Genomic DNA, 24,903 nt, shown 5'->3' with positions numbered 1-24,903 from the left:
TCGGCTGCGGCACGGCCGCCGTGCTTCGCGACCGATCGCGCGGCACGGCAACGCGATCCCGACTCTCCGGAGCGCCCGACCATGCACGGCACGTACAACCTTTCGCTCGTCCTGCTGTCGCTCGTCATCGCGACGCTGGCTTCGTATACGGCCCTCGACCTGGCCGCGTTCATCTCGCTGCTCGACAAGCGGAGGATCAGGCTGGCGTGGCTGAGCGGCGGCGCGGCCGCGATGGGCACCGGCATCTGGTCGATGCATTTCGTCGGGATGCTCGCGTACTCGTTGCCGATTCCACTCGGCTACGACCTGACCGAAACCGGCGCGTCGCTCGCGATCGCCGTGCTGGTGTCGTATTTCGCGCTGCAGGTCGTGACGCGCGCGAAGCTGACGCGGGCGCGTCTCGTCGTCGGCGGCATCCTGATGGGCGGCGGGATTGCCGGCATGCATTACACGGGCATGGCCGCGATGCGGATGCAGCCGGCGATCCGCTACGACGCCGCGCTGTTTGCCGCATCGATCGGCGTCGCGATCGTCGCGTCGACCGCCGCGTTGTGGATCGCGCAGACGCTGCGCACGCAGGCGGCACGCGCCGCGAGCGCGCGACGCATCGGCGCGGCCACGATCATGGGGATCGCGATCACCGGCATGCATTACACGGGGATGGCGGCCGCGCATTTCGCGCCGGACGCGCGCTGCGGCGCGGCGAACGGCATCGACTCGCCATGGCTTGCGACGACGGTCGCGCTGTTCACGCTGGCGACGCTGGTCGTCACGCTGATGATTTCGCGCTTCGACGCGAGCACGGCGTTCCTGCGCGGCATGGCCGACACGCTCGAGGAACTCGTGCAGGTGCGCACCAGCGAACTCGAGCGGGCGCTGCGCCGTTACGAGCGGACCACGCAGACGCTGCAGCGGACCCGCGAGAACATGGAGCGCGAGATCGAGGAGCGCAAGGCGGCGCAGGCGCGCCTCGAGCGGGAGAAGGACGAACAGCGCCGGCTGCTGCATGAACTCGAGGCAACCCACGTCCAGTTGCTGCAGTCGGAGAAACTCGCGTCGATCGGACAGCTCGCGGCCGGTGTCGCGCACGAGATCAACAATCCGATCGGCTTCGTCAGTGCAAACCTCAACATGCTGAAGACCTGGGTCCGAAACCTGCTCGACGTGGTGGCCGCGCATGAAGCCGTCATCGCGCAACTGGACGCCGACGCGCGCGGCACGCTGGCCGCCGCGAGAAAGGACGCGGATCTCGACTACATCCGTGGCGAGATCGCGACGCTGATCGACGAATCGATCGACGGCACGATGCGGGTGCGAGGCATCGTGCAGGACCTGCGCGATTTCTCGCGCCCGGGCAGCGACGAATGGAGCATCGTTGACCTCCACGCGGGCCTCGAGAGTACGCTGAACGTCGTCCACAACGAACTCAAGTACAAGGCCGACATCGTGCGTGCATACGGCGACGTTCCGTCCGTCGAATGCCTGCCGTCCCAGTTGAACCAGGTGTTCATGAACCTGCTCGTCAATGCCGCGCAGGCGATTCCCGAGCGCGGCATCATCACGATCCGCACGTCGCATGACGGCGATACCGTGTCGATCGCGTTCAGCGATACGGGCCGCGGCATGTCGCCCGATATCGTGCGACGGATTTTCGATCCGTTCTTCACGACCAAACCGGTCGGGCAGGGCACGGGCCTCGGGCTGTCGGTGTCGCACGGGATCGTCGAGCGTCATCGCGGCGTGATCGACGTCGCGAGCGAGCCCGGGCGCGGCACCACCTTCACGATCCGGCTGCCGGTGCGGCACCAGCGCGCGGAGATGGTTGCCGCTTCGTTGCAGCAGAACGCATGACTTTGCCGGTCTGGCCGCGCGCGATCTGCGCTGCGACGGAGGCCATCGCGTCGATGCATTCGCGCGGATCGTGGCCGCTTCGCGCGATCGCGCGCTGAACGTCGTCCACGCCGGCGGCGCTCAGTCCACGTTGCCGTCGTGCGCGTCCGCGCGAGCGTGCCCGGTCGACGGCGCATGCCGCGCGTCCCGGAGATCGCGCGCCGCACGCTCCACCGCCGCGTGACGGTCCGGGCGCAGACGGTCGAAGCGCATCGTCACGGCTTCGAGTATGTGCGGCGCCGCGCGCTCGGGGCGCCCGCAGTCGAACGGCGGCGCCGGCGCGTATTCGATCCCGAGCTGGACCGCTTGCGCATAATCGGGCCCCGCGATCTCGGCCATCACCGTGAGCGCCATGTCGATGCCGGCCGTGACGCCGCCACCCGTGATCACGTTGCCGTCGCGCACGACGCGGCCGTCGTCGACGATCGCGCCGAACGGCGGCAGCAGGTCGCGCCACGCCCAATGACATGCGGCACGTCTGCGATGCAGCAAGCCCGCGGCGCCGAGCACGAGCGACCCGCTGCACACGGAGGTCACGTAGCGCGCGCCGCTGGCGAGGCGGCGCACTTCGCGCAGAAACGCGGCATCGCCGAGTGCGTCGATCACGCCGAAGCCGCCGGGCACGGAGATGAGATCGGCGCGTTCGATGTCGGCGAGCCGCTCGACGTTGGCGATCGTGAGGCCGCTGTCCGCACGGATCGATCCGCCGTGAACGGACGCCATCCTGCACTGTGCGCCGGGCAGACGGCAGAACACTTCGTCGGGGCCGGTGAAATCGAGCTGCGTGACGCGATCGAACAGCGCAAAAACGACAACGAACGCTTGAGTGGTCATGAATCCGGATCCTCGCATGGGTTGACGCACGACAGCATCGCGCTCTATCGTCGCGGCTGCAATGTCATGTCGCCCACCTTTTCTGCCATGGTCCATCGCGTCGCCGTCCTCGTGTTTCCCGATTTCCAGCTGCTCGATGCGGCGGGGCCGGTGGCCGCATTCGAGATGGCCGACTACCAGCGCGACGCGCACTATGCGTTGAGGATCGTTGCCGCGCAGCCGGGGGTGGTGCGCAGTTCGTCGGGCGTGAGTTGGGCCGCCGAAGCGCTGCCGAGGACGAACACGTTCGATACGCTGCTGGTCGCCGGCGGCGATGGCGTGGATGCCGCGATGCACGACCCGCGCACGATTCGTTTCGTGCAACGCTGCGCCGCACGGGGCTTGCGCGTCGCGAGCGTGTGCTCGGGAAGCATGCTGCTTGCGGCGGCGGGCGTATTGGACGGCCGCCGCGCGACCACGCACTGGGGATGCGGCGAGCAGTTCGCGCAGTCGTTCCCCGATGTCCGGCTGGAGCTCGACCATATTTACGTAAACGATGGTCGCTTCTGGACGAGCGCCGGAATTTCGGCGGGCATCGATCTGGCGCTCGCGCTGATTGCCGAGGATCGCGGCGAGCACATCGCACGCATGGTGGCGCGGCGGCTCGTCGTTTACTACCGGCGCCCCGGCGGCCAGTCGCAGTTCTCCGCATTGATTGAAATGGATAGCGCGCAAGGTCGCTTCAAGCCATTGCTCGATTACGTGCGCCGCAATCTCGGCGCGCGCCATCGTGTGGGCGAGCTGGCCGAGCATGCGTGCATGAGCCCCCGTCATTTCGCACGGGCGTTCCAGGCCGAGACCGGTCTCACGCCGGCGAAAGCGGTGGAAAAACTGCGGGTGGAGGCCGCGCGCGCGGCGCTCGAAAGCGGCGCGACTTCGCTTCAGCGCGTGGCGACCGAGTGCGGTTTCGGCGATATGGAGACCATGCGCCGCAGCTTTCAACGCTTGCTGGGCATGCCGCCCTCTGCGCTGCGGATGCGGTAGCGCGTGAATCCACCGTCCGGGTCGGGTCACTGTCGGCCGAGGATTGCATGATTGCTCGTCCGGATGTTGAGCGATGCTTGCGTCTCAGGGATGATCCAGAATCAGGCGAACTCCTTGGGCGAAATCCGTCGTGAAACCCGGTCACGCTTCGCGCAACACGCCGACGGTCCTGTTCGGCGCGTTCGATCGACACAATTTCGGCGACCTGCTGTTCCCGCACGTCGTCGCGCGGATGCTCGACTGCCGCGACCTGCGTTTCGCGGGCCTGGCCGCGCGCGATCTGCGTTGCGACGGCGGCCATCGCGTCGACGCATTCGGCCGGATCGCGGCGGCCTCGCGCGGTCGCGCGCTGAACGTCGTCCACGTCGGCGGTGAACTGCTGACCTGCAATGCGTGGGAAGCAGCCGTCATGCTGTCGCGTCCGGACGAATTCCCGATCAACCTCGCGCAGGCCGGCGCGTGGGAGCGGAACCGGCCCGCTTTTGCGCATGCACGGTTCGGCGCCGCATCGCTGGCGCCATACGTGCTGTCGCGGCACGCGTATCCCGACGTGCCGATGCGCCGCGTTGCCTTCAACGCGGTTGGCGGCGTCGCGCTCGACGCCTGCGACGCTGCGTTGCGTGCTGAAGTGCTGGCCGCCGTCGCGGCGGCTGACGACGTCAGCGTGCGCGACCGGTACACGCACGCGCAGTTGAGCGCGGCGGGCATTCAGGCGCGGCTCGTGCCCGATCCGGCCGTCATGACCCGCGCGCTGTTCGGCGCGCGGATTCGCCGCCATGCGGGCGAGCGCGCGGTGCGGGACGTGCTGCAGGCCTTTCCCGACGGCTATGCGGCCGTGCAGTTCAGTGCGGATTTCGGCGACGACGCAACGCTCGACGTCATCGCACGCGAGCTCGACCGGACGGCTGCGTCGCATCGGCTCGGCGTCGCATTGTTCCGTGCGGGCGCGGCGCCGTGGCATGACGATCTCGCGTGCTATCGGCGCATCGCCGGCCGGATGCGGCACGCATCGGTCAGGGTCTTTGAATCGCTGAATCTGTGGGACATCTGCGCGCTGATCGCGCAGAGCCGCGTGTATTGTGGCAGCAGCCTGCACGGCAGGATCGTCGCGATGGCGTTCGCGCGTCCGCGCATCAACATTCGCCATCCGTCCGACGATACGCGGACGACGAAGCTGACTGCATTCGCGGCGACATGGGAAGCGGCCGGCATCCCGGCCGTCGTCAGCGTGGACGAGCTCACCGACGCGATCGGCGATGCGCTGCGGGCCGATCCGGCGATGCTGGAGGACAAGGCGACGGAGCTGGCCGACCTGTACCGTAAAGGATTCGCGCCGATGCGCGATTCGTGCTTGCGGGATGCAGATGCCGGTTGATCCGCGATGCGGCGGGGCGAAGGCGGCATCGGTATCGATTTCGGCATCGGCGACGCCCGGAATCACGACCTATAGTTCAGATCGGGCTGTCCGGGCGGCCGCTCCTGCCCGGCGCGTTTCCGGCTGCGGATGCCGCCCATTCTCGTCCGACTGAACGGGCGCTTGTCTTGCGACGCGGCGCGGTTCACATGAGGGCGCGTCTGCCGTTACCGAATCATCGGATCATGGAGGTGCAGCATGCTTACCCAGCGGACGAAAGACATCGTCAAGGCCACCGCGCCCGTCCTGGCCGAACATGGCTACCCGATCATCCAGCGGTTTTACACGCGGCTGTTCGATGCGCATCCCGAGCTGAAGAACGTGTTCAACATGGCCCACCAGGAACAGGGCCAGCAGCAGCAGGCGCTGGCGCGCGCAGTCTATGCGTATGCGGAGAACATCGAAGATCCGGGCAGCCTCGCGGCCGTGTTGCGCAACATCGCGAACAAGCATGCGAGCCTCGACGTGCGCCCGATCCACTATCCGATCGTCGGCGAGCACCTGCTCGGTGCGATCAAGGACGTGCTCGGCGACGCGGCCACCGACGAAATCATTTCCGCGTGGGCGCAGGCATACGGCAACCTCGCCGACGTGCTGATGGGCATGGAGAGCGAACTGCGGGAGAGCAAGTCGGAGCAGCTCGGCGGGTGGTCCGGGTGGCGGACCTTCGTCGTCAAGGAAAAGCGTGTCGAGAGCAGCGTCATCACGTCGTTCATTCTCGAACCGTCGGATGGCGGACCTGTCGCGAACTTCGAACCGGGGCAGTACGTGAGCATCGCCGTCAACGTGCCGGCGCTCAACCTGCAGCAGATCCGGCAATACAGCCTGTCCGACATGCCGAACGGCCGCAGCTACCGGATTTCCGTGAAGCGTGAAGACGGCGACGCGGTGCGGCCGCCCGGATATGTTTCATCGTTGCTGCACCATCATGTCGACGTCGGCGACGAGGTGAAGCTGGCCGCGCCTTACGGCACGTTTCACATCGACGTCGACGCGACGACGCCGATCGTGCTGATCAGCGGCGGCGTGGGGCTCACGCCGATGATCAGCATGCTGAAGCGGGCGATTCAGGACCCGCGGCGGCAGGTCGTGTTCGTTCACGGCGCGCGCAACAGCGCGGTGCATGCGATGCGCGACCGGTTGCGCCAGACGGCGGCCACGCAGGCGAACTTCCGCGCGATGATCTTCTACGACGCGCCGCTGGATAGCGACGTCGAGGGCAAGGACTACGATTACGCGGGCTTCGTCGATCTGCACAGGATCGCCAGCGAGGTGTTGCTGCGCGACGCGGACTACTACGTTTGCGGGCCGATACCGTTCATGCGGATCCAGCACGACGCGCTGAAGAACCTCGGCGTGCATGAGGCGCGGATTCACTACGAGGTGTTCGGGCCGGACCTGTTCGACGAGTGATCGAATGCCGTTGCGCGTGCGCGCGGCGGGCCGTACCCGCGAGCGCGCATGTCGCGTGGTGCCCGCGCCGATCGAGCAGCGTATCGCTCGACGCATTGAACGCAACCTCCAGGCGCGCGACGAACGCGCAATCACGGCCGCACACGTTTGCGCGAGCGCACTCCGACATGAACCCGGCGCCGCCGCTCAAGACACGATTTGTCCCGATGCACGAATAAAGTGGCGACACGCGATCGCCGGCGATGCCGTGCGCGCGACTCGCGTGCGGAACCGGACAACCGTGATCGACATGTCCGTCCCGGCAGGAATCGCATCTTCCGAACCATGCAGTTAAAGAAATCGCGCGGTGCGCCGTTATCCGGTCGAACGCGCCACGTGCGCGCGTTGCCGTTGAATCAACCATCTTGACGGTGTCACACATGCAGATGTCGTGGGGGCTGCTGGGCCCTGAAATATTGCCGGCCGAACGCCGGACGCGGACGCTGAACCTCGGCGCATCCGTGCGTGCATTCAATGAACTGGCGGTGCCGGGGCTTGGCGGCCTGTGGTTCGCGAAGCAGCTTTTCCTGGCCACGCTCGGCGTGCGCGCGGCCGAGCACGCGCGCACGGGCCGGGTGCAGGTGACCAATATCGAGGCTGGCAACGCGATCGAGGCGATTGCGTGCTGGTCCGGTTTCCGACGCAACGGGCACGCGCCGGATGCGCGCTTGCGCGGATTCCGCAAGCTGAACGGCCAGCAGGATCTGACCTTCGCGCGGGTGCGCAAGCCCGGGTTCTATGTCAGCCAGCCGATGCGCATGTCGATCGTCCAGGCATTGCCGTCGCTCGGCCTCGTCGACGCGGGCGCAAGCCGCTTCAATGCGTTCCGCTGCACGCAGACGGGCGACGCGCTGATCGACGCGCAGGCCAGCGGCTATGAGCCGTGCTACTACTCGCAGGGCGTGCTCGATTATCTGGTGCAGTGGATGAGCCGTGGCGAGCGCCTGACGGATAACAGCAAGCTCGCCGTCGCGCTGTCGCCGCTTGAGCCGATGATGCCGGACGCGCTGGCGCTGGTCGCGCAGCAACTGCGCATGGGCGGCGACGCGGATTCACGGCAGGCGCGGCGCAGGGCCGCGCTCGCGTGGGTGAACGCGGTACGCGAAGCCGGGGACGAGGAACGCGTGCTCGGCTGGGACCAGCGACCCGTCGCGATCGATGACGCGCACTGGAACGATCTGCGTGCGGGCGCGCGGTTCTTCCGCGCGCGGGACGAAGCGCTGGCTGTGCTCGATGCGCTGGAAAGCGCGATCGCTGCCAACGGGAGCCGCCCGTGCTTCGAGCTCGGCGGCGACCGCATTCCCGATACCGTCGCGGCGCGGCTCGACGCGCTGAAACTGGCTGCGCAGGCATTCCTCGACGAAGGGCACGGCGACATCGGCGCGAATCAGTTTTGCCGCGAATGCATCGATCCCGACGACACGAAGCGTGTCGAGACGCTGGTGCTGCGGGACGAGCGGGTATTGCGCGTCAAGCACCGGCAGGTCGTTCCGGGGCCGGCATTCCGCGAAGGCGCGACCGGCACGCCGGATCCGGCCGATCCCGACGAAGCGGCGCCGACGGTGCGCGCGGGGATCGTCTGGCCTGCGGGGATCTCGTATCGCATCCAGAACCTGTTTCTGCTGAATGCCGACCTGCACGGCGAGCTCGGTCACTGGCTCGAATCCCGAAATCCGGAGGCGGACGAATGAGCAGGAATGCACGGGCCGTGAAGCGGCCGTCGCTGGCGCAACTCTTCGACGCGCCGGATACCTATCTCGGTCACTTCGGCTGGCTATGCGGTTATTCGGCCGATGCGGCCTTTCTCGACGACGCGGCGGAGCGCTTCACGGGCCAGACCCACGCGCGGCGCGCGGCGGGCGGGCGCATCGCGCTCGCGATGATGCTCGATCCCGGTAACCCGCTGATCACGACGGTCGACGTGCCGGGGCTGATGCATCTGCCGTTGCTGCAGCGGGCGCCGCGCCCGTTCCGGCTGCTGCACGCGAAGGTCGCGGTGCTGGGCTTTCGCCACCAGACGGACGCGTCGCGCTGGCGGCTGCGTGTGATCGTCTCCACCGGGAACTGGACGCGCCAGACGCTCGAGGAGAGCCTCGACCTCGCGTGGAGTATCGACGTTGTCAGCGACGCGCTGGATCACGGCGACGACGATGTGAAGATGGCGTGCGCCGATGTGCGTGCCGCATGGCGGATGATCGAGCGGCTCGCGCCGCACTTCGATACGCGCATTTTCACGGCAATCGGCGATGCATTGCCGGGCGAATCGGCGCATGCGGACGGGCAGCTGCGCCACTGGATCGCGCTGTGCGAGCAGGCCGCCGGCCGCGCGCGCGCCCGCTTCGTCGACAACTGGGACAAGCCGTTGCTGACGCAACTTCCTGCGCTCGCGGAACGCGCGACGGGCGGCGCGGCCTGCAATCGGCTCGCGATGGGTTCCGGATTCTTCGAGTCGATGTCGGCCGACGCAGGCGGCGCGCCGCCCGCGCTGCTGAAGATCATCGGCGAGCTGAAGCGCGCCGGAAGGATCACGCAAAACTGCCAGATCGACGTGTTCGTCAATCCGGATGCGTGCCAGGCGGTCGCGCAATCGGTCACCGCGCTGGCGGAGCACGGGGTGACGGTCCGGCGCGCGCACGCACCGGAAGCGGTGTTCGGCGCGGCGGCGGGCGGCCAGCGCACGCTGCACGCGAAGTTCCTGTTTGCCGCGAACGAGCGGGGCTCCAACGCGTGCACGAGCGCATGGCTGTATCTGGGATCGGGCAATCTGACGAAGCCGGGTTTCCTGTCGTCGGCGAATACGCGTGGCGGGAACCTCGAGGCCGGCGTCGTATTTGCCGCCGAGTCTCTGCAATGGGAAGCGCGGCGCGGCGTGCCGCCTGAGCAGGTTGTCGGCAACGTGCTGCCGGTGCATCGGGGCGAAACCGTCGACACCGATCACGCACTCACGCCCGGCGGCGACATGCCGGAGCGTCCGGATGAATGCGTCGCGGCGCCGATTGCGTGGTTGACCTGGTGCGACGCGGACACGGTGGAGCCGGCCAGCTTGAGGCCGTCCGAAACGATGGACGAGCTGTTACATGTCGCCGTGCTCGATCCGGCCGGCGCGCCGTGCGCCAGGCTGGCGCACGGCTTCGCGTGGCCGGGCGAGCGCCCGCGGCAGGTCGAGGTTCGCTGGGGCGATGCGGACGGTGCCGGCAGCGCTGGCAGCACCACTGTGAGCACCACCGTGCCGGTGCTCGACGAGTACGGGCGCGTCGCGGCGACGCCGCTGACTTCACTGGATGTCGAGGATCTCTGGTGGCAGCTCGCGAGTTTCCCGATGGCGCCGGACGACGATGCGCCGGATCGCTTCGGCGAAGGTTTCGATCCGATGCTGTCCGGCGCGGATGCGGTGCCGTCGGCGGACGGGCGGACCTATCCGATCCGCCAGATGATGGAGTTGATCGAGAACATCGCGCAGCGGCAGACGGTGATCGACGAGGCTGACTGGCACGCGTGGTGCAGCCGGCTCGAGCAGACGCTCGTCCGTGCCGCCGGCAGCGCGGGCGTGACGGCCTTTGCCGAGCTCGAGCTGAATCCGTTGTCGCCGCTTCGCGCCGCGCCGTTCCGTCCGGGTTTCGCGGAGACCGGCGGCAACGCGGCGGGTGTGCGCTATGAAGCCGCGCTCAGGACGATCGAGCAGGCGTGGGCGGTCGGCGCGCTGCCGGCATTGAGGAGCATCAGATGAGTGAAGTATTCCTCGGGTGGGACGCGGTCAGCGCGCGCCTGATGCGCGTCGCGGAAACTGCGCGCGCAGCGTCCGACGAGCCCGTGCAGGCCAACGGCTGGCGACTGAACGACGGGCAATGCGCGAGCCTGCAAGCGATTGCCCGCCGGCTACCCGCGAACGGCCTGATTGTTGCCGACGAAGTCGGCATGGGCAAGACGCGGATTGCGGTTGCCGTCGCGCGGGCCGTGATCGAGTGCGGCGGGCGTGTCGCGATTCTCGTGCCGCCCGGCCTCGGGTATCAATGGCGCGCGGAGCTGCGCGACGGGAAGGTGCAGGCGCCGATGCTGCTGCGCAGCCTGTGGCAATACCTGTGTGCGTGGCAGAGCGACGATCCCGCCGCGCGCCAGCCATGGTTCGGCGAGCGCGCGGTGCTGATCTCGCATGCGTTTGCAAATTGGTCGCTTGGGGAAAATCGCCACGCGTGGCGCTGGCGGCTGTTGCCGGCGCTGTGTGCACGATGGCGCGACCGGCCGCGCGGCAGCCAGCCGTCGCGGCAAGGTGACCGGCCGCCGGAATACCTGCGCCGCGCGGTGGCCGACATCGTCGAGGCGGCGTCGAACGAGCCGGACGGACCGATGGCGCAGCGGCTGGCCGGGCTGTGCGACGCGATGATGCCGGCTGACGGGCGCCGCATGCGACTGAACGCCGCCGACGCATATCGTAGCGGCGGCACGCTGCGCCCGGCGCTCGAACGCGCGGTCGGCGTGGGCCTCGGCGGCTTCGACCTGGTCATCATCGACGAAGCCCACAAGAGTCGCGGCGACGACAGCGGCTTGTCGAAGCTGCTCGACAACGTGGTGCTCGCATCGCCGTCCGCGCGGCGCATCGCGCTGACGGCGACGCCCGTGGAGCTCGATTCCGGGCAATGGAAGCAGACGCTGCGGCGGATCGGTGCCGATGCCGACAGCGTCGGCGACGTGATCGAGCGTTACTCGGACGCGGTCCGGCGGGTGCGCCAATGCATCGGCAACGACGATGCACGCGGCGCGTACAAGGACGCGGCGTCAGCGTTCCGGCACGCACTCGCGCGATGGGTGTTGCGGCGCGACAAGCGCAACGACCGCTACGTGCAGGCGTTCGCGCGTATCGCGAACGAGCCGGGCCATGCGTATCGGCGCGAACGCGAGATCCTGGTCGATACCGCACGGCTCGACGATCGGTGGAAGCAGGCGGTCTGCGCGGCCGAAGCGCTTTCGTTCGTCGGCAGGCAGGCGGAGGACGCCAAGCTGGCGCGTGTCGCGACACGCCTGCGCCTGACGATGGGGAATGGCCATGGCATCGCGACGCTGATGGACCGCGCGACGCGCGATGCCGATGCCGACCGCAAGCAGGAGGAGCACGACCGCGCGTCCGCCGACGAGCCTGCGTCGGCGGACGCCGTATCCGAAGCCGACGAGAAGGCACGCCAGCGCGCGCAGTGGTGGATCGATGTGGCAACGCGTCCGTTCGGCAACGGCGAGGAGCCGCTCTACGACCACCCGGCGATCGTGGCAGCCGTCGACGCGATCGAAGCGGTCACGGCGCGCGGCGAGAAAGTCCTCGTGTTCGGCCGCTTCACGCGCCCGTTGCGGGCGCTGGTCGATCTGCTCAACGCGCGCGAGATGCTGCGCTGTCTCGACGAACACAAGTCGTGGCCGCAGCGCAAGCTGCATGATCGCGAGTGGCCGGCGGTTCAGGCCGCCTGTCGTCAACTGAAGCGTGCCGGCAAGATCCGCCGTGATGCACTCGAACGCGACGCGCTCGATCGCGCGCTCGAACAGCAATACCGGGCGCTCGAAACCGAGCGCGAGAAATACCGCGACGACTTGCTGAGCCTGATCGAGCAGGGTTTGGCCGACGATGCGTCGAATGCGTGGGCCAGACATCTGTTCAACGCATTCCAGCGCGCCGACGACGCGCGGCGGGCCGGCAGCGGCGACGCGAACCCGCGTGCGCTCGTCGCGCGCGCGATGCACGCGCTGCGGGCCGGGGATCTCGAGCGGCGCGATCCGTCGGTCTATGCGGCCGCGTTCGTCGAGCTGATCGAGGCGACCAGCGATCGCGACGTCGAGCATGCCGATCAGGATGCCGCGGGGGATGCGGAATTCGACGGCGTCGATTTCGATGCGGCGTGGAAGACGGTCGAGGCTAGGCTGAGCGAGGAGTTCAACCGTCCCGAAGGCGGCTTCGCGCGCTTGATGCACGGCGATACGAAACCGGAGACGCGCCGGATGCAGCAGCTCGCGTTCAACCGGGCCCATGTATATCCGCGCGTGCTGGTCGCGCAGTCGATGGTCGGACGCGAGGGGCTCAACCTGCATCGTGCGTGCCGGACCGTGGTGCTGCTGCATCCGGAATGGAACCCCGCGGTCGTCGAGCAGCAGATCGGCCGCGTCGATCGCCTCGGCAGCCTGTGGGAATCGATGATCGAGCGCGCGATGCACGGCGCGGAATCGAGCGACGTTCCGCGGATCGAGTTCTGCCCGGTGGTGTTCAAGGGCACGTACGACGAGTTGAACTGGCGTGTGCTGCGCGAGCGCTGGGAGGATCTGCGTGCGCAGCTTCACGGTGTCGTCGTTTCCGCGCATCTGGCGGCCCGGCATCCGGAACAGGCCGCGTTGATCGACGACATCAACGGCGCTGCGCCGGACTTCGCGCCGCGCGGGGAGCCCGATCCGGAGCCGCCCGCCGGCGCGCAGCGCGCGGCGGAGAACGACGACCGGTTTGCGGCGCGCGGCAACGATCGGGAGCGTCGCGGCTGACCGAGTCCATTGCATCGCGGGCTTCGGACACGAAATGTCTGAAGTCCGCGATATCTTTCGTTGCAAAATCGCTCAGGCGGGGCGGCGACGGGTCAAGAGCGCACGCAGCCGGTTGCAGCGTGCGCGCTAAAGATCGGGTCACGGATGCCGTTAGATCCGTTGCGGCCGTTCACAGTCGAAGCGGATGCCGTGCCGGACGGATACCGGCCTGCCGTTTTCATCACGTCACTTGATATTCATGCAAAGAGCACGCGCGGGACAGGCCGAACTCGGCAAGCTGATCGAACAGATCCGGGCAATCATCTCGGCCGACGACTCGGTCGGCGAATATTTCCAAAGCGAACACGACTGGCTGAACCGTCAAGAGCAGCGATGGCAGAACGCCACGTTCCGTATCGGTCTGATGGGTGTCACCAGTTCCGGAAAATCCACGCTCGTCAATGCGCTGCTCGGCACGGAGTTGCTGCCGCGAGCGGTGCGTCCGAGTTCCAATAGCCTGGTCGTTTGCGGGTGGGGCGAGCGACTCGAATGCATGGTCCATTTCCTCGACCCGGCCCGCAAGCCGAAAGTGCTGATCGGCAGCGGGATCGCGAAGCGGCTCAAGTTCTACGCCGACGAGGAGACCAATCCGGGCAACCGGGAAGGTGTCGAAGAAATCCTGCTGCGTTCGCCGGATTTCCGGTTCCGGCGCGACGTCGTACTGATCGATACGCCGGGGCTCGATGCCTACGGCCATGACGACCACGAGCGGCTGACACTGGAAGTGTTGCTGCCGACACTGGACGTCGTCATGTTCGTCACGACGTGCAAGGCCAACTCCGACGAGAAGATGCGCGATTACGTGTGCATGGCGGACGAGCTCGGCAAGCCGGTGGTCGTCGTGCAGAACATGATCGACAGCGTGACCGCGAAGCTGGGGCGCCACGGCGAGGAACTGAAGAGCCGAACCGAGGTGCTTGCCGAGCATCGCCGGCGTGTCGAAGGCGTGCTCGCGAAGGCCGGCGTCCGATCGGTGTCGATCAGCCAGGTCTCGGCCAGGATGGCACTCGACAACTGGGACGACGCGTCCGGGATGCCGGAATGCGTCGCGTCGATCGAGCGTCAGCTCGATGCGATGGCGCCCGCGATTGGCGCCGGGCGCCGACGGCAGCTGGACGACTGGCTGCGCAAGCTGATCGAGCGGGATCTCAAGCCGGGCGACCCGGCTGCGGTGCTCAGGCGGCAGCGGGCCGAGGCCGAGCAGCTGTCGACGCTCGGCGGTGAACTCGCCGAGCGCTATGCGCAGTTGCGCGAGGAGGCCAAGCGCGTGCCGGCCGCGCGCGCCGAAGAAGCTGACGCGCTACGGCGCGATGCGGCGTCGCTGACGGCGACCGGCGTTGACGCCGCCTACGCGATGAAGTCAAGCGTCGAGAAATGGCAGAAGCTGTCGGTGACTCGCCTCAGCCAACTGAACAAGCGCCTGAATGCGCAGATCAAGGATGACTGCGACACGCTGAATCTGCTTATTGAAGACATTGATCTCGGCGCGAAGCTCGTGCGTCCGGCCAGCTCGCTCGATTTCGACACCGCCGAGCGCAGTCGGTCGGTACGGACCGAGCAGTCGGGCGGCTGGGGCTGGCTGAAGCGCAAGGTCGATGTCTTCGACCAGAACTGGGGCTACAACGAGCGAACCGAGCGCTGGACGGAGATCCGCGATGTCGATGCGTTCCGGAAATCCATCGGGCGCGCGATCGACAAGGAACTCGACTTCGTCGGCGGGTTCGTCGAAGAGTTTGTCGCGCGCCTCGCGAAGATCAGCGGGCAATTCAAGCGCGAAATCGTGGCGCAGGAGAAAGGCGTGCGCGCGAAGATGTCGGCGGCGAGCGCGATCGTGCAACGCAAGGCCATCGCGCAGCAACTCGAACCGTTGCTGGCCGAACCGCGGCGACCCGCCAGCGCCGCGCAGGCGGACGCCGATGCAGGCATCGCGTCCGTCACCGCGCCCGCCGTCGAACCCGAATGGCACGAGGTTGATGTGCCGGCCGCCGCGCTGTCGATGGCGCGCCTCGCGAAACTGATCTCGCGCCGGCGTTTCCTGGAGCTGCGGGACCAGGTGCTGGCCGACGCGGCAGCCAGGCGCAACCGCGATGGCCGGCGCATTCTGATTCTCGGCTACGACGCGGACAGTGTGGGCGATTTCGTGAACCGCTTCTGGTTCGACCAGCTGGAGGTCGATGCGGGCAGCGCGCCGGGCTTAGCGCCGGGTTGCGCACAGGGTTTCGCATCCCAGTGCTTCGACGGCGGCCGCTTCGACGAGATCGCGGTGGCCGTGCCGGATGCCGGCGCGCTCGACGCGGTGCGCGACTATCTGGCGGCGCCGTGCGTAATTTTTCTGATGCTCGACATCCAGCAGATCGGCGCGACGAAAAGCGCGCTGGAGCGAACCGGCATTCCGTACGGCTCGCTCAAGCGGCCGATCGTCGCGGTCGTTCAATCGATCCGCGAACTCGAGCAGTCCGACTCGGTCGGCGAAGCGTTGCACGAGCTGAAGACGCTATGCGACGAGCGTCGCTATCCGCTTGCCGGCGTGCTGGTCAACGACGAGAAGGACGTCTATTCGAGGCTCGCGAACCGGCTGCTGGTGCAGGAGACGCCGTTCGCGACGATCGCGGAGGAACAGCAGTTCATCAGCGCGCTTCCCGAGCACGCCCGTAAAGAGGCCGTCGCGATCATCCGCTCATGGAAAGCGGTCCCGGCCTGATTCCCGTTTCAAGGACAACTCATGATCAACCAGACGCGTATCACCGTCGACGATGCGACCCGGCAGGTGCTCGACGAACTCAGCGGACACCTCGCGCAGGCCCCCGCGTGGGCCGGCCAGCTCACGGACGACATCCAGGAAGCAATCCGCGATGCGACGCGCGCCGCGCTGGCCGCGCCGATCAAGTCGATCGGCCAGATCGACGCACAGCTTGGCGCAGTCCAGGTCCGGATCGCATCCGTGACCGACACGCTGACCGGATTGTCCGGCGCGATGCAGGCGCTCGACGCGCGTATCGACGCACGAATCGGCGCGCAGGCGTCGGCGCTCGACCAGCACGGCCGCGCGGTCGACGGTCTCGTCGCACGCAGTGACGACGCGCGCGCAGCATCGGCCGAGCAGACCCGCGCGATCGTCGCGCTGCAGCAGCAGGCGCAGGCAACCGGCGACAAGACGGACGCGCTGCGCTCGGCTGCCGACGCGCATGCGCAGCAGCTTGCGGCGCTGCTCGACCACGCGCGTAAACTCGATGCGGCCACCGACGCGCTGCTCGGCACGCACGCGGTGCTGCTCGACGTGCAGACGGCTCAGGCCGCCCAGCGCGATGCGTTGCAAACCGTGCTGAAACGCGTCGAATATCTGTCGAAACCTTGGTGGAAGCGGCTGTTCGGCGCCGCAGGGAGCGCGCGATGAAGAACCGCACCGCAATTCTGGAATTGCTGGCCGAGCCGCAACTGCTGACGCTCGGCGAACGTTACGACCCGCAGGACGGCGACGGCGACGGCGGCGCGCCGGGCCTGGTCGGGCGCGTTGGCGCGTACCGCGGGCAACTGTCGGCCGAGCGCTTCGTGTTGCCGATCGCCGGCATTCAGGGCAGCGGCAAGAGCACGCTGCTGAATGCGCTGGCGTTCGACGAGCCCGTGCTGCCGATCGATGCCGACGAGACCACCTGCGTGCCCGTGGAGATCACGTGGGCCGCCGAGCGCAGCCCGCATGCGCTGGTCCACTATGCGGACGGCCGGGTCGAGACGTTGCCGTGCACCGAGGACGCACTGCGTTCGGTCGTGCACAACGAGAACAATCCCGGCAACGTGAAGCAGGTGACGCGCGTCGTGCTCACGTCGAACCGCGAGCTGTTCCGGCACGGGCTCGTGCTGGTCGATCTGCCGGGCGTCGGCAGCCTGACGCAGGCCAACAAGGCGACCACGCAGCGCTACCTCGCGGAAGCGGTCGGCGTGATCTTCATGCTGCGCACGGTGCCGCCGCTGACCCGTTCCGAAGCCGTGTTCGTCAGGCTGCAGTGGGCGTCGCTGCGCACCGCAATCTTCGTGCAGAACCGCTGGAACGACGAGTCCGACGACGAGGCACAGGCCGGCTGCGAGCACAACGCAAAGGTGTTGCAGCAGATTGCCGGGCAGGCGGGTATTCCGCTCGACGCGCCGCCCGCGATTCGTGTCGTGAACGGGTTCGACGCGCTGCGCGGTGCGCTGTGCCGCGATGCCGCGCTCGTCGATGCATCGGGGCTCGGCGCGCTGCGTGCGGATCTCGACCGCTTCGGCGGCAACTGGGTGGAGCGGGTGACCGACACCGTCGCGAAGGCGTTCGGCGCGGACCTCGACCGCCTGGCCGCCGTGGTTGGCGACCGCCTGGCCGAAACGAAGCTCGACCGCGGCGCACACGCGGCCCGCATGGCCGACGACGCGCAACTGCATATCGAGCGCCTGCAGGCACTCGACGAGCGCGGCGCGAGCATGCGGGAAGACGCGGAATCGTTCCGTCGAACCGTGCGCAAGCAACTGCGGACGTGGGGGACCGACAAGGGCGCGGAATTGCGCAACCGGATGCGGACCAAGATGCGTGCCGGCATCGTCGACGGGGCCCGCCTGACGCGTGCGCTGGCGGATGAGCAGGCCGAGGCGACCGACGACATTTTCAATCAGGTGCAGGAGGATGCGCTCGCGATGCAGGACCGCTTGCGCATGGATCTCGACGGGCTCGACGCATGGTCGGCCGATGCGCCGAATATCTCGTTCACGGTCGACAAGGCGGAGGCCACGCATTATGAGAATCTGGCTGCCCGGTTCGGTGCGGTCGCAGGCGGTGCGGGCGGTACGTGGGCTGCGGTGGAGGCCGGTGCGCTGATCGGTGGCTTCGGGGGGCCGGTCGGCATGGTGGTGGGCGGCGTCGTCGGCGGGCTGCTGGGCGCGATGGCGGGCCAATGGCTCGGCGGCAAGGCGAAGGAGGGCGTGACCGAGCTGCGTGCGCGTGCGGTGGAGGGCGAGGTGTTTGCCGCGATCGACCGGTACGTGGCGGAGACGGCGGCCGCGCTCAACCGGATCGCCGACGAATTCGTCGAACAGCTCGACGCGGTGCTCGAACAATGGCGCGCGGCGAAGTCGGCCGAATATGAGCAGGAACGGCAGAATTCACTGGCGATGATGAACATGTCGGCCGACGAGAAGGCGCGCGTTGCCGATGCGCTGACGGCCGATCTCGCCGCGATCGGCGTACTGCGCGGCAAGCTGACGGAGGTGTGCGCATGACGGATCGTTCCCACCACTGGATCGACGGCGCGGGTCAGCTCGTCGACGTGCTCGACAGCGCCGGCGACGACGCGCGCGCGAGCGTCGCGCGGCTGCTGCTGAGCCGCCTGTCATTGCCGCAGGCGTATGTGACCGTGGTCGGCGAGACCAGCACCGGCAAGTCGTCGCTGATCAACGCGCTGCTCGGGCAGGACCTGTTGCCCGCGAGCGCACGCCCGACGACCGGCGTCGTCACCCATGTCGCGTGCCGCGACGAGGCCGCATCGCGCTACTTCGCGATCTATCGCGACGCGACCCAGGAGGCGATCGACTACGAGCGGTTCCGCGCGCTGAGCGAGACGCCTGACGCCGACATGTTGCGCCTGCAGGTCCGCGCGAGGCCGAAGGCAGCCGGCAATGTCGGCCTGCACGTGTTCGACACGCCCGGCTACAACGCGTTGATGAGCGGGCATGAAGAAGTACTGATGAGCTTCCTGCCGAACAGCGACGTGATCGTCTTCGTCGTCGGCTACCGCACGGGTTTCGGCCAGTCCGACCAGGATCTGTTCGAGGCAATCGCGGCCGCGACCGCGCACGACACCACGATTCCGCTGGTGCTCGCGATCAACCGTGTGCCGGAAGGCTGCGGCCCCGACGACAAGCGTGTGGCCGAGATCAGGCGGCTGGCCGAGGACGGGCTCCGGCGTCCGCTGACACTGCAGCTCGTCGCGTCGGCGAACCGGCCGGCGAGCGGCGCGCCGCTCGTGCAGGGGCCGCTCGCGGCCGACGCATTGTGGGACGAAGTGCGCGGGCACGCGTTCGACCCCGCCGTGCTTGAAACGGTGCACGCACGGCTCGCGGCCGCCGTGTGTGCGCTGCTCGACGACGCCGATGCGGTGCTCGAACGCGAGGAAGCCGGACTGTCGGCCAGCGCCGACGAAGCTGCGGCGATCGCGCACACGCTCGAGATCACGCGCGCCGCGCGGGCCGAGTCGCTGCGCGAAATCGAGCGGACGATGGCGAATCTCGAAGCCGCGCTGCCGCGTCTGCTGGAGAGCCTCGCCGCGGACGCGATGCAGAAGGTCGAAACCGATGTGCTGAGCGCGGACCGATGGCTCGGCTACCCCGACTGCGCAGAGTGGATCGCGGGTCACTGCCTGCCGTTCGAGGTGCGTCGGATCGGTCGCCAGATCGAGGCGCACATGGAGGTCGAGATGGTCGCGCTGAACCGGCGACTCGAGGAGATCGCGAACACGGCGATCGGCGAGCTCGACAAGACGGTGTCGCTGCGGCCCGACGACCCGGTGCGGCGCTTCACGCTGAACGTGTCGCGCACGCTCGCGCAGCGTCTGGCGGGCAACGCGGTGAACGCGATGCTGAGTGGGCTGGGCGGTGTCGGCGGCGCAGCCGCAGGGGCCGGCAACCTCGCGAAGATGGCGGTGAAGCGGCTCGGAGAACTGTTCGGCCAGCGGTTCGGGCGCGAGGTCTACAACCAGATCGGCCGGATCTTCACGAAGCGCATGCTCGAGCGGCTGAGCGTTGCGGTGACCGTGATCGTCGAGGTCGCGTCGTTCGTCTACGAGGCGAAAGTCTGGCAGAGCAAGCTGATCGAGCAGAGCCGCGAGGCCCTTGGCGAATGGCGAGCCGAGACCGATCAGTTGCTGCGCGAGCAGCACTTGCCAACGCTGCGCGAGTCGAACGTGGCGATTATCGATGAGTTGTACGGCGAATTCGAAATCGATACGACGCCCGCGCCGGACCGCGCTGCGCGCCTCGCCGACGTACAACACCTGCGGCGACAGCTTGCGGACCTGCGTGCGCATCTGACGCAACACGTCAATCCCTGAACACGACACGAGAGGAACACATCTTGACGTCCTCTTCCGCCTAAACGCGGGAGATTCCCACAACTGGCGATGCACGTCCGCATCGGAGAATGTTTACCGCAGCATTGGTATCACGATCATGCTCGACACCACAGTTACTGCAGGTCCATTCCCTTACTCGCAGTCCCGCGATACCTTTCGGCCGCGTCGTGCTGTCTTGCGACCCGCACGCCGAACAGGACTGGGTAGAACCGCTTTCGTCCACTTCCTCGAACGTGGCTCCGTGCGCCATCGCCTTGTAACGGAGCTTGTCCCGGAAGGACGACCAGGATGCGTCGTAGACGCTCTTCGCCAGCCTGGTTCTGGCGAGCTTCGAGGCCGACACGTTGCCGACCGCGATGTAATCGAAGCGCCGCACCAGATCGAGCGCGAGCTTGTGCTGGAAATCGGCGCGGGCGTTTGCCACCTTGGCGTGCAGCTTCGCGATATGCCGCTTGTGTTTGCGCGCCCGCTGGGCCTTCGCCAGCTTGTCGGCCGCGCGCCGGCCGAACTGGTCATTCGGCAGCTTCTCGCCGGTCGAAAGTGTGGCGAAGTCTTTCAGACCGAGATCGATACCGACACCGGAACGGATCGGGCGCGCCTGAACATCGGGCAGCTCGACCACGATGTTGAGAAACCAGTTGCCGCGCGCATCTTGCGCAAAGTTGGTTCCGTCCTTGATCTTGCCTTCGGGAAGCGTGCGACTGCTGAACACGCGGAAGGTGTTGCCGGCGAAGCGGAACGCGTTGCCCTCGCGTTTCAGGTCGCGGCCCTTCAGCGGTACCCAGCCCAGCGATTTCCTGCCGAGATAGCGCAGGTAGGGGCGACGGTGTTGGCTGCGCGACTTCGCGTATTGCTCGCAGGTCGCATTGATTGTGCCGGAGTGGATGCCGAGTTCCTTGCTGCTGCCGGTCGTCAGCACGTTCAGGTCGAAACCCGTCGGCCACTTCTTGCGCCACTTGAGGGCGTGCTTCTGCGTGTCGTTGCAGAAGTTCCAGACGTAGTTCACCGCGCGGCTCTGCTTGTTCAGCAAGCCGTTGAGCGACTTTACGCGGTAGCGGTAGACAAGGATCATGCCGACCATCCTATCCCGCGCAAGAAGCTGCCAGTCAAGAGCGAACCTTTCCCCCCCGCCATGAATGGCGGGGTTTCTTGGAGCAACTGATGAGCGATGATTCGATGGATCTGCCGGCACGCCGGCCGGCAACAGTGCCTGCCGAGCGTCCGGGCGTGCCGGCGGCACGGCGTGGCGGGCTGACGGAGCAACAGGCCGACGTGCTGATCGGCGGTGGCGTGCGGGTTGCGGAAAACGTGACGACGATCCTGACGAACATCACGGAGATCGTGCGCATCCGGGCCGATTCGCAGGCCCAGATCGACCAGATCGCAGCGCGCAGCAACGCAGTGCGTGAAGCGTTTCGAGCCGAGGTCGAGCGCCTGTCGGCGATGCGCGAGACGATCGTCACCCGCGGCGATACGGCGGTCAAGCTGATTCGCGAAGTGCTGTCGAGTATTCCGGAATCGGACCCGCAGTCGCGTCAGCAAGCGATGGAGATGCTCACGAAGATGGTCGAGATGATCGTAGCGGATCCCGGCGCGTCGTCGGTGCCGCGGTCGTGATCGCTGATCTTCCTGCGATCGCCGCCGATCTCGTCGAGCTGGTCCGTGCGCTCGAGCTGGAGCGCGCAACCCAGCTCGCGCAGGCGGCACGGCGCGACGCGCACCGCGCGCATTTCGAGGATCGCCAGCAGACCGTCCATGCGCTGACGCTGGCGATCGCGGAGGCGAAAAGGCAGCGGGCGAAGCTGCTGTCGACGGTCGATGCATTGCCGCCGGCCGAGCAGGCGCGCGCGCGCCACACGGTCGAAGCGATCTGCCGCTCGCTGTTCGACGAGCAGATCGCATCGCTCGCAACCCGCAAGCGGCAGGTGTCGCGGCCGGCGCGATAGGTGCGATAGGTGCGATAGGTGCGATAGGTGCGATAGGTGCGATAGGTGCGATAGGTGCGATAGGTGCGATAGGTGCGATAGGTGCGATAGGTGCGATAGGTGCGCGGTCGCGACGCGGCTCGATATGTCGGCGGACATGCCAACGCAAGCTGAATTCGTTATCAGCGTGCGTGAGTGATGCATTGCATCAATCGGCATTTTGCGTTCCGTCCAGGTTGATTAAGATCAAACCCTCAGGCGGACGCTCACATCGATAACCGGTCCGCCTCGGCACGGATCATGGACAACCGCACAGACTCCCCCCGGCTTATTTCGCTGCCAGAGAGCGAGCACCGCCCGCTGTCGGTGCGCGCGAAGGCGCTTGTATTCGCGGATCCCGTGTCGCGCGCCGTGCTGCGCTTCGTCGAGCAGATCGGGCCGAGCGTCGCGCCGGTGCTGATCCTAGGCGAGACGGGTACCGGCAAGGAACTGGTCGCGCGGCACATCCATCACGTCAGCGGCCGCAAGGGCGCGTTCATCGCGGTCAACTGCGGCGCGATCAGCCAGCAGCTCGCCGAGAGCGAGCTGTTCGGTCACGAAGCCGGCGCGTTCACGGGCGCGCAGGGCCGCCGTGCCGGCTATTTCGAGGAAGCGCACGAAGGCACGATCTTTCTCGACGAGATCGGCGATCTCGCGCCGCCGCTGCAGGCGAAGCTGCTGCGCGTGCTGCAGGAGGGTGAGGTCACGCGCGTCGGCGCGACGCGCGCGCGGCCGGTCGACGTGCGCGTGGTTGCGGCGACCAACGTCGATCTCGAACAGGCCGTGATGGCCGGCAACTTCCGCATGGACCTGTTCTACCGGATCAATCTCGCGCGCGTGCGGCTGGCGCCGTTGCGCGAGCGGCCGCAGGACATCCTGCCGCTCGCCGAGCATTTCCGCGCACGCTACTGCGCGCAGCTCAAGCGCGCGCAACCGATGCTGTCCGAGGGCGCCGTGCAGGCGTTGCACGCGTATCCGTGGCCAGGCAATATCCGCGAGCTGGAAAACGTGATGCATCTCGCGCTGCTCGTATCGAACGGCAACCTGATCCGGCCCGAGCACCTGAAGTTCTCCGAAGCGCTCGCGGGCTACGTGCGGACCGACGACGCCGCGACGTCGCTGCCGCAGGACGACATCCGCGCGGGCGTGCGCCGCCTGTTCCGCGCACCCGGCGAAAGCCTGCTGCGCGACATCGAGGCACTGGTCGTCTGCGAGGCGTTCGAGCATTGCCGGTTCAGCCAGGTGCGCACGGCCGCGCTGCTGGGCGTCACGCGCAACACGATGCGCACGCTGCTCGCGCGCCACGGGTTGCTCAGCGAGCCGCGTCCGGAATCGGCGTTCGACGAATGAGGGCACGGCACGCATCGGTACGGTACTGCTCAGCGCGGCTCAACTCAGTTCGGCTCGACTCAGCTCGGCGCGACACGAGACCGGCACGGTCAACGGTCGGTCACGGCAGGCTCGCGCGCGCAAGCAACGCACGCACGCGCGGCACCACATGCGTGCCCACGCGCGTCGCTTCCTCGAGGTTCGGATACGACGACAGCAGGAATTCCCCGATGCCGAGCATCCGGTACTCGTGGATGCGCGCAGCAACCTGATCGTAGCTGCCGACGAGCGCGGTGCCCGCGCCGCCGCGGATCAGCCCGACCCCGGCCCACAGGTTCGGGTACACCTCGAGTTCGCGCAGCGAGCGCAACGCGCCGCGGCTCAGCGCGGTCTGGCGCCGCTGGCCGACCGACTCGTATGCGGCGAGCTGGCGCTGTGCGTCGACATAGGTCTGGTCGGAAATCCCGCTCAGCAGCTCGTCGGCGCGCGCCCACGCGGCGCGTTCCGTCGCACGCGCGATCACGTGCACGCGCAGCCCGAACCGCATCCGTCGGCCGTACATCGCGGCCAGCGCGCGCAGCCGCGCGACACGTTCGCGCACGACGTCGGGCGGCTCGCCCCACAGCAGGTACGTGTCGGCCTGGCTCGCGGCCACCTGCTCGGCGAGCGTCGACGCGCCGCCGAGATACAGCGCCGGTGGATCCGCGAGCGGCACGCCGGCATGCGCGGGATTCAGCATGTAGTAGCGTCCGGCGACCGAATGGCCGGCGCCCTGCCACAGCCGGCGCAGCACCCGCAGGCATTCGGACGAACGCTGGTAGCGCCGGTCGTGGTCGAGGAAATCGCCGAGCGCGCGCTGCTCGTAGGCGCTCGATCCGTTCACCGCGAACAGGCGCAGGCGGCCGCCGCTCATGCGCTGCAGCGTCGCCGCCTTGTGCGCGATCTGTTCCGGTTGCTCGAGCCCCGGACGAAACGTGACGATGAACGCGATGCGCCGCGTCGCGCGCGCGAGCTGCGCGCCGACGAGCCACGGATCCTCGAAGCCCGCTGCCATCGGCAGCAGCAGGCTGCCGAAGCCGGCCGCCTCGGCTGCGGCGGCAACGCTGCGCAGGTACTCGGGCGTGGCCGGCCGGTAGTCGCGCATGTACGTCGGCGGGCGCGGCAGTCCGCTGTTCGCGAGATGCGGGCCGTCGCCGTTGGTCGGCAGGAACCACGCGAAATCGACACTCATGCTTCGCTCCGGCGGCGCGCCGCGCTGCGCGCCACCGCGCCGCACGCATCGTCGAACGTGGCGACGCGCGTGAACAGCGTACGGGCCGGCGGCGGCGCGAGGCCGCGTGCGCGGTAGGCGCCCTCG

General features: G+C 67.8%; 17 protein-coding genes. 14 read left to right on the top strand and 3 right to left on the bottom strand.

All coding sequences use genetic code 11. The annotated features are described in order from the left end of the window. Positions 1 to 81 precede the first annotated feature (81 nt). The gene (locus G3N94_RS10110) at positions 82 to 1,851 is read left to right on the top strand and encodes a histidine kinase (protein WP_205792243.1); all 1,770 of its coding nucleotides are present in this window, start codon (positions 82 to 84) and stop codon (positions 1,849 to 1,851) included. Positions 1,852 to 1,971: 120 nt separating this feature from the next. On the opposite strand, the gene G3N94_RS10105 is transcribed toward G3N94_RS10110, so the two are convergent. After that, positions 1,972 to 2,724, bottom strand: a complete 753-nt coding sequence (locus tag G3N94_RS10105; protein ID WP_205792242.1) for a DJ-1/PfpI family protein — start codon at positions 2,722 to 2,724, stop codon at positions 1,972 to 1,974. Between the two features lie 87 nt (positions 2,725 to 2,811). Here G3N94_RS10105 and G3N94_RS10100 point away from each other — a divergent pair, with 87 nt between their 5' ends. The 10 genes from G3N94_RS10100 (at position 2,812) to G3N94_RS10055 (ending at position 20,232) form a co-directional block, all read left to right on the top strand. Beyond that, the gene (locus G3N94_RS10100; RefSeq protein ID WP_205792287.1) at positions 2,812 to 3,747 is read left to right on the top strand and encodes a GlxA family transcriptional regulator; all 936 of its coding nucleotides are present in this window, start codon (positions 2,812 to 2,814) and stop codon (positions 3,745 to 3,747) included. 130 nt (positions 3,748 to 3,877) lie between these two features. After that, positions 3,878 to 5,122 (top strand): polysaccharide pyruvyl transferase family protein, encoded by a 1,245-nt coding sequence (locus tag G3N94_RS10095; protein WP_205792241.1) that lies wholly within the window; start codon positions 3,878 to 3,880, stop codon positions 5,120 to 5,122. A 237-nt stretch (positions 5,123 to 5,359) separates the two neighbouring features. After that, a complete protein-coding gene (gene hmpA, locus G3N94_RS10090; protein WP_205792240.1) occupies positions 5,360 to 6,574 on the top strand; it encodes an NO-inducible flavohemoprotein in 1,215 nt (404 codons plus the stop codon). Positions 6,575 to 6,993: 419 nt separating this feature from the next. Further along, complete coding sequence (locus tag G3N94_RS10085) at positions 6,994 to 8,304, top strand: hypothetical protein (RefSeq protein WP_205792239.1); 1,311 nt, start codon at positions 6,994 to 6,996, stop codon at positions 8,302 to 8,304. Beyond that, complete coding sequence (locus G3N94_RS10080) at positions 8,301 to 10,340, top strand: hypothetical protein (RefSeq protein WP_205792238.1); 2,040 nt, start codon at positions 8,301 to 8,303, stop codon at positions 10,338 to 10,340. The genes G3N94_RS10085 and G3N94_RS10080 overlap by 4 nt, the downstream gene beginning before the upstream one ends. Continuing rightward, positions 10,337 to 13,123, top strand: coding sequence for a DEAD/DEAH box helicase (locus G3N94_RS10075; RefSeq protein WP_205792237.1), 2,787 nt, complete (start codon positions 10,337 to 10,339; stop codon positions 13,121 to 13,123). The genes G3N94_RS10080 and G3N94_RS10075 overlap by 4 nt, the downstream gene beginning before the upstream one ends. Positions 13,124 to 13,361: 238 nt before the next feature. Beyond that, on the top strand, positions 13,362 to 15,863 hold the full coding sequence (locus G3N94_RS10070) for a dynamin family protein (RefSeq protein ID WP_205792236.1): 2,502 nt from the start codon (positions 13,362 to 13,364) through the stop codon (positions 15,861 to 15,863). 21 nt (positions 15,864 to 15,884) lie between these two features. Continuing rightward, positions 15,885 to 16,556, top strand: coding sequence for a hypothetical protein (locus G3N94_RS10065; protein ID WP_205792235.1), 672 nt, complete (start codon positions 15,885 to 15,887; stop codon positions 16,554 to 16,556). Further along, on the top strand, positions 16,553 to 18,406 hold the full coding sequence (locus G3N94_RS10060) for a dynamin family protein (protein WP_205792234.1): 1,854 nt from the start codon (positions 16,553 to 16,555) through the stop codon (positions 18,404 to 18,406). Before G3N94_RS10065 ends, G3N94_RS10060 begins: the two co-directional genes overlap by 4 nt. Then, complete coding sequence (locus G3N94_RS10055; protein WP_205792233.1) at positions 18,403 to 20,232, top strand: dynamin family protein; 1,830 nt, start codon at positions 18,403 to 18,405, stop codon at positions 20,230 to 20,232. The genes G3N94_RS10060 and G3N94_RS10055 overlap by 4 nt, the downstream gene beginning before the upstream one ends. Before the next feature lie 40 nt (positions 20,233 to 20,272). Here G3N94_RS10055 and G3N94_RS10050 read toward each other — a convergent pair whose 3' ends face one another. Next, positions 20,273 to 21,325, bottom strand: coding sequence for an RNA-guided endonuclease TnpB family protein (locus G3N94_RS10050; RefSeq protein WP_205792232.1), 1,053 nt, complete (start codon positions 21,323 to 21,325; stop codon positions 20,273 to 20,275). A gap of 89 nt (positions 21,326 to 21,414) precedes the next feature. Between G3N94_RS10050 and G3N94_RS10045 the strand changes: the two genes are divergently transcribed. The 3 genes from G3N94_RS10045 (at position 21,415) to G3N94_RS10035 (ending at position 23,567) form a co-directional block, all read left to right on the top strand. After that, entirely contained in the window at positions 21,415 to 21,870 is a 456-nt protein-coding gene (locus G3N94_RS10045; RefSeq protein WP_205792231.1) for a hypothetical protein, read from the top strand. Continuing rightward, on the top strand, positions 21,867 to 22,199 hold the full coding sequence (locus G3N94_RS10040; protein WP_205792230.1) for a hypothetical protein: 333 nt from the start codon (positions 21,867 to 21,869) through the stop codon (positions 22,197 to 22,199). The genes G3N94_RS10045 and G3N94_RS10040 overlap by 4 nt, the downstream gene beginning before the upstream one ends. Before the next feature lie 279 nt (positions 22,200 to 22,478). After that, positions 22,479 to 23,567 carry a sigma-54 dependent transcriptional regulator gene (locus tag G3N94_RS10035; protein WP_205792229.1) on the top strand — a complete coding sequence of 363 codons (1,089 nt, stop codon included), beginning with the start codon at positions 22,479 to 22,481 and terminating at the stop codon, positions 23,565 to 23,567. A gap of 100 nt (positions 23,568 to 23,667) precedes the next feature. Here G3N94_RS10035 and G3N94_RS10030 read toward each other — a convergent pair whose 3' ends face one another. After that, on the bottom strand, positions 23,668 to 24,777 hold the full coding sequence (locus G3N94_RS10030) for an LLM class flavin-dependent oxidoreductase (RefSeq protein ID WP_205792228.1): 1,110 nt from the start codon (positions 24,775 to 24,777) through the stop codon (positions 23,668 to 23,670). Positions 24,778 to 24,903: the final 126 nt, after the last annotated feature.

The sequence above is a fragment of the Burkholderia sp. Ac-20353 genome (genome assembly GCF_017104785.1).
Lineage (GTDB): Bacteria > Pseudomonadota > Gammaproteobacteria > Burkholderiales > Burkholderiaceae > Burkholderia.
This window is presented reverse-complemented; position numbering and strand designations above follow the sequence as displayed.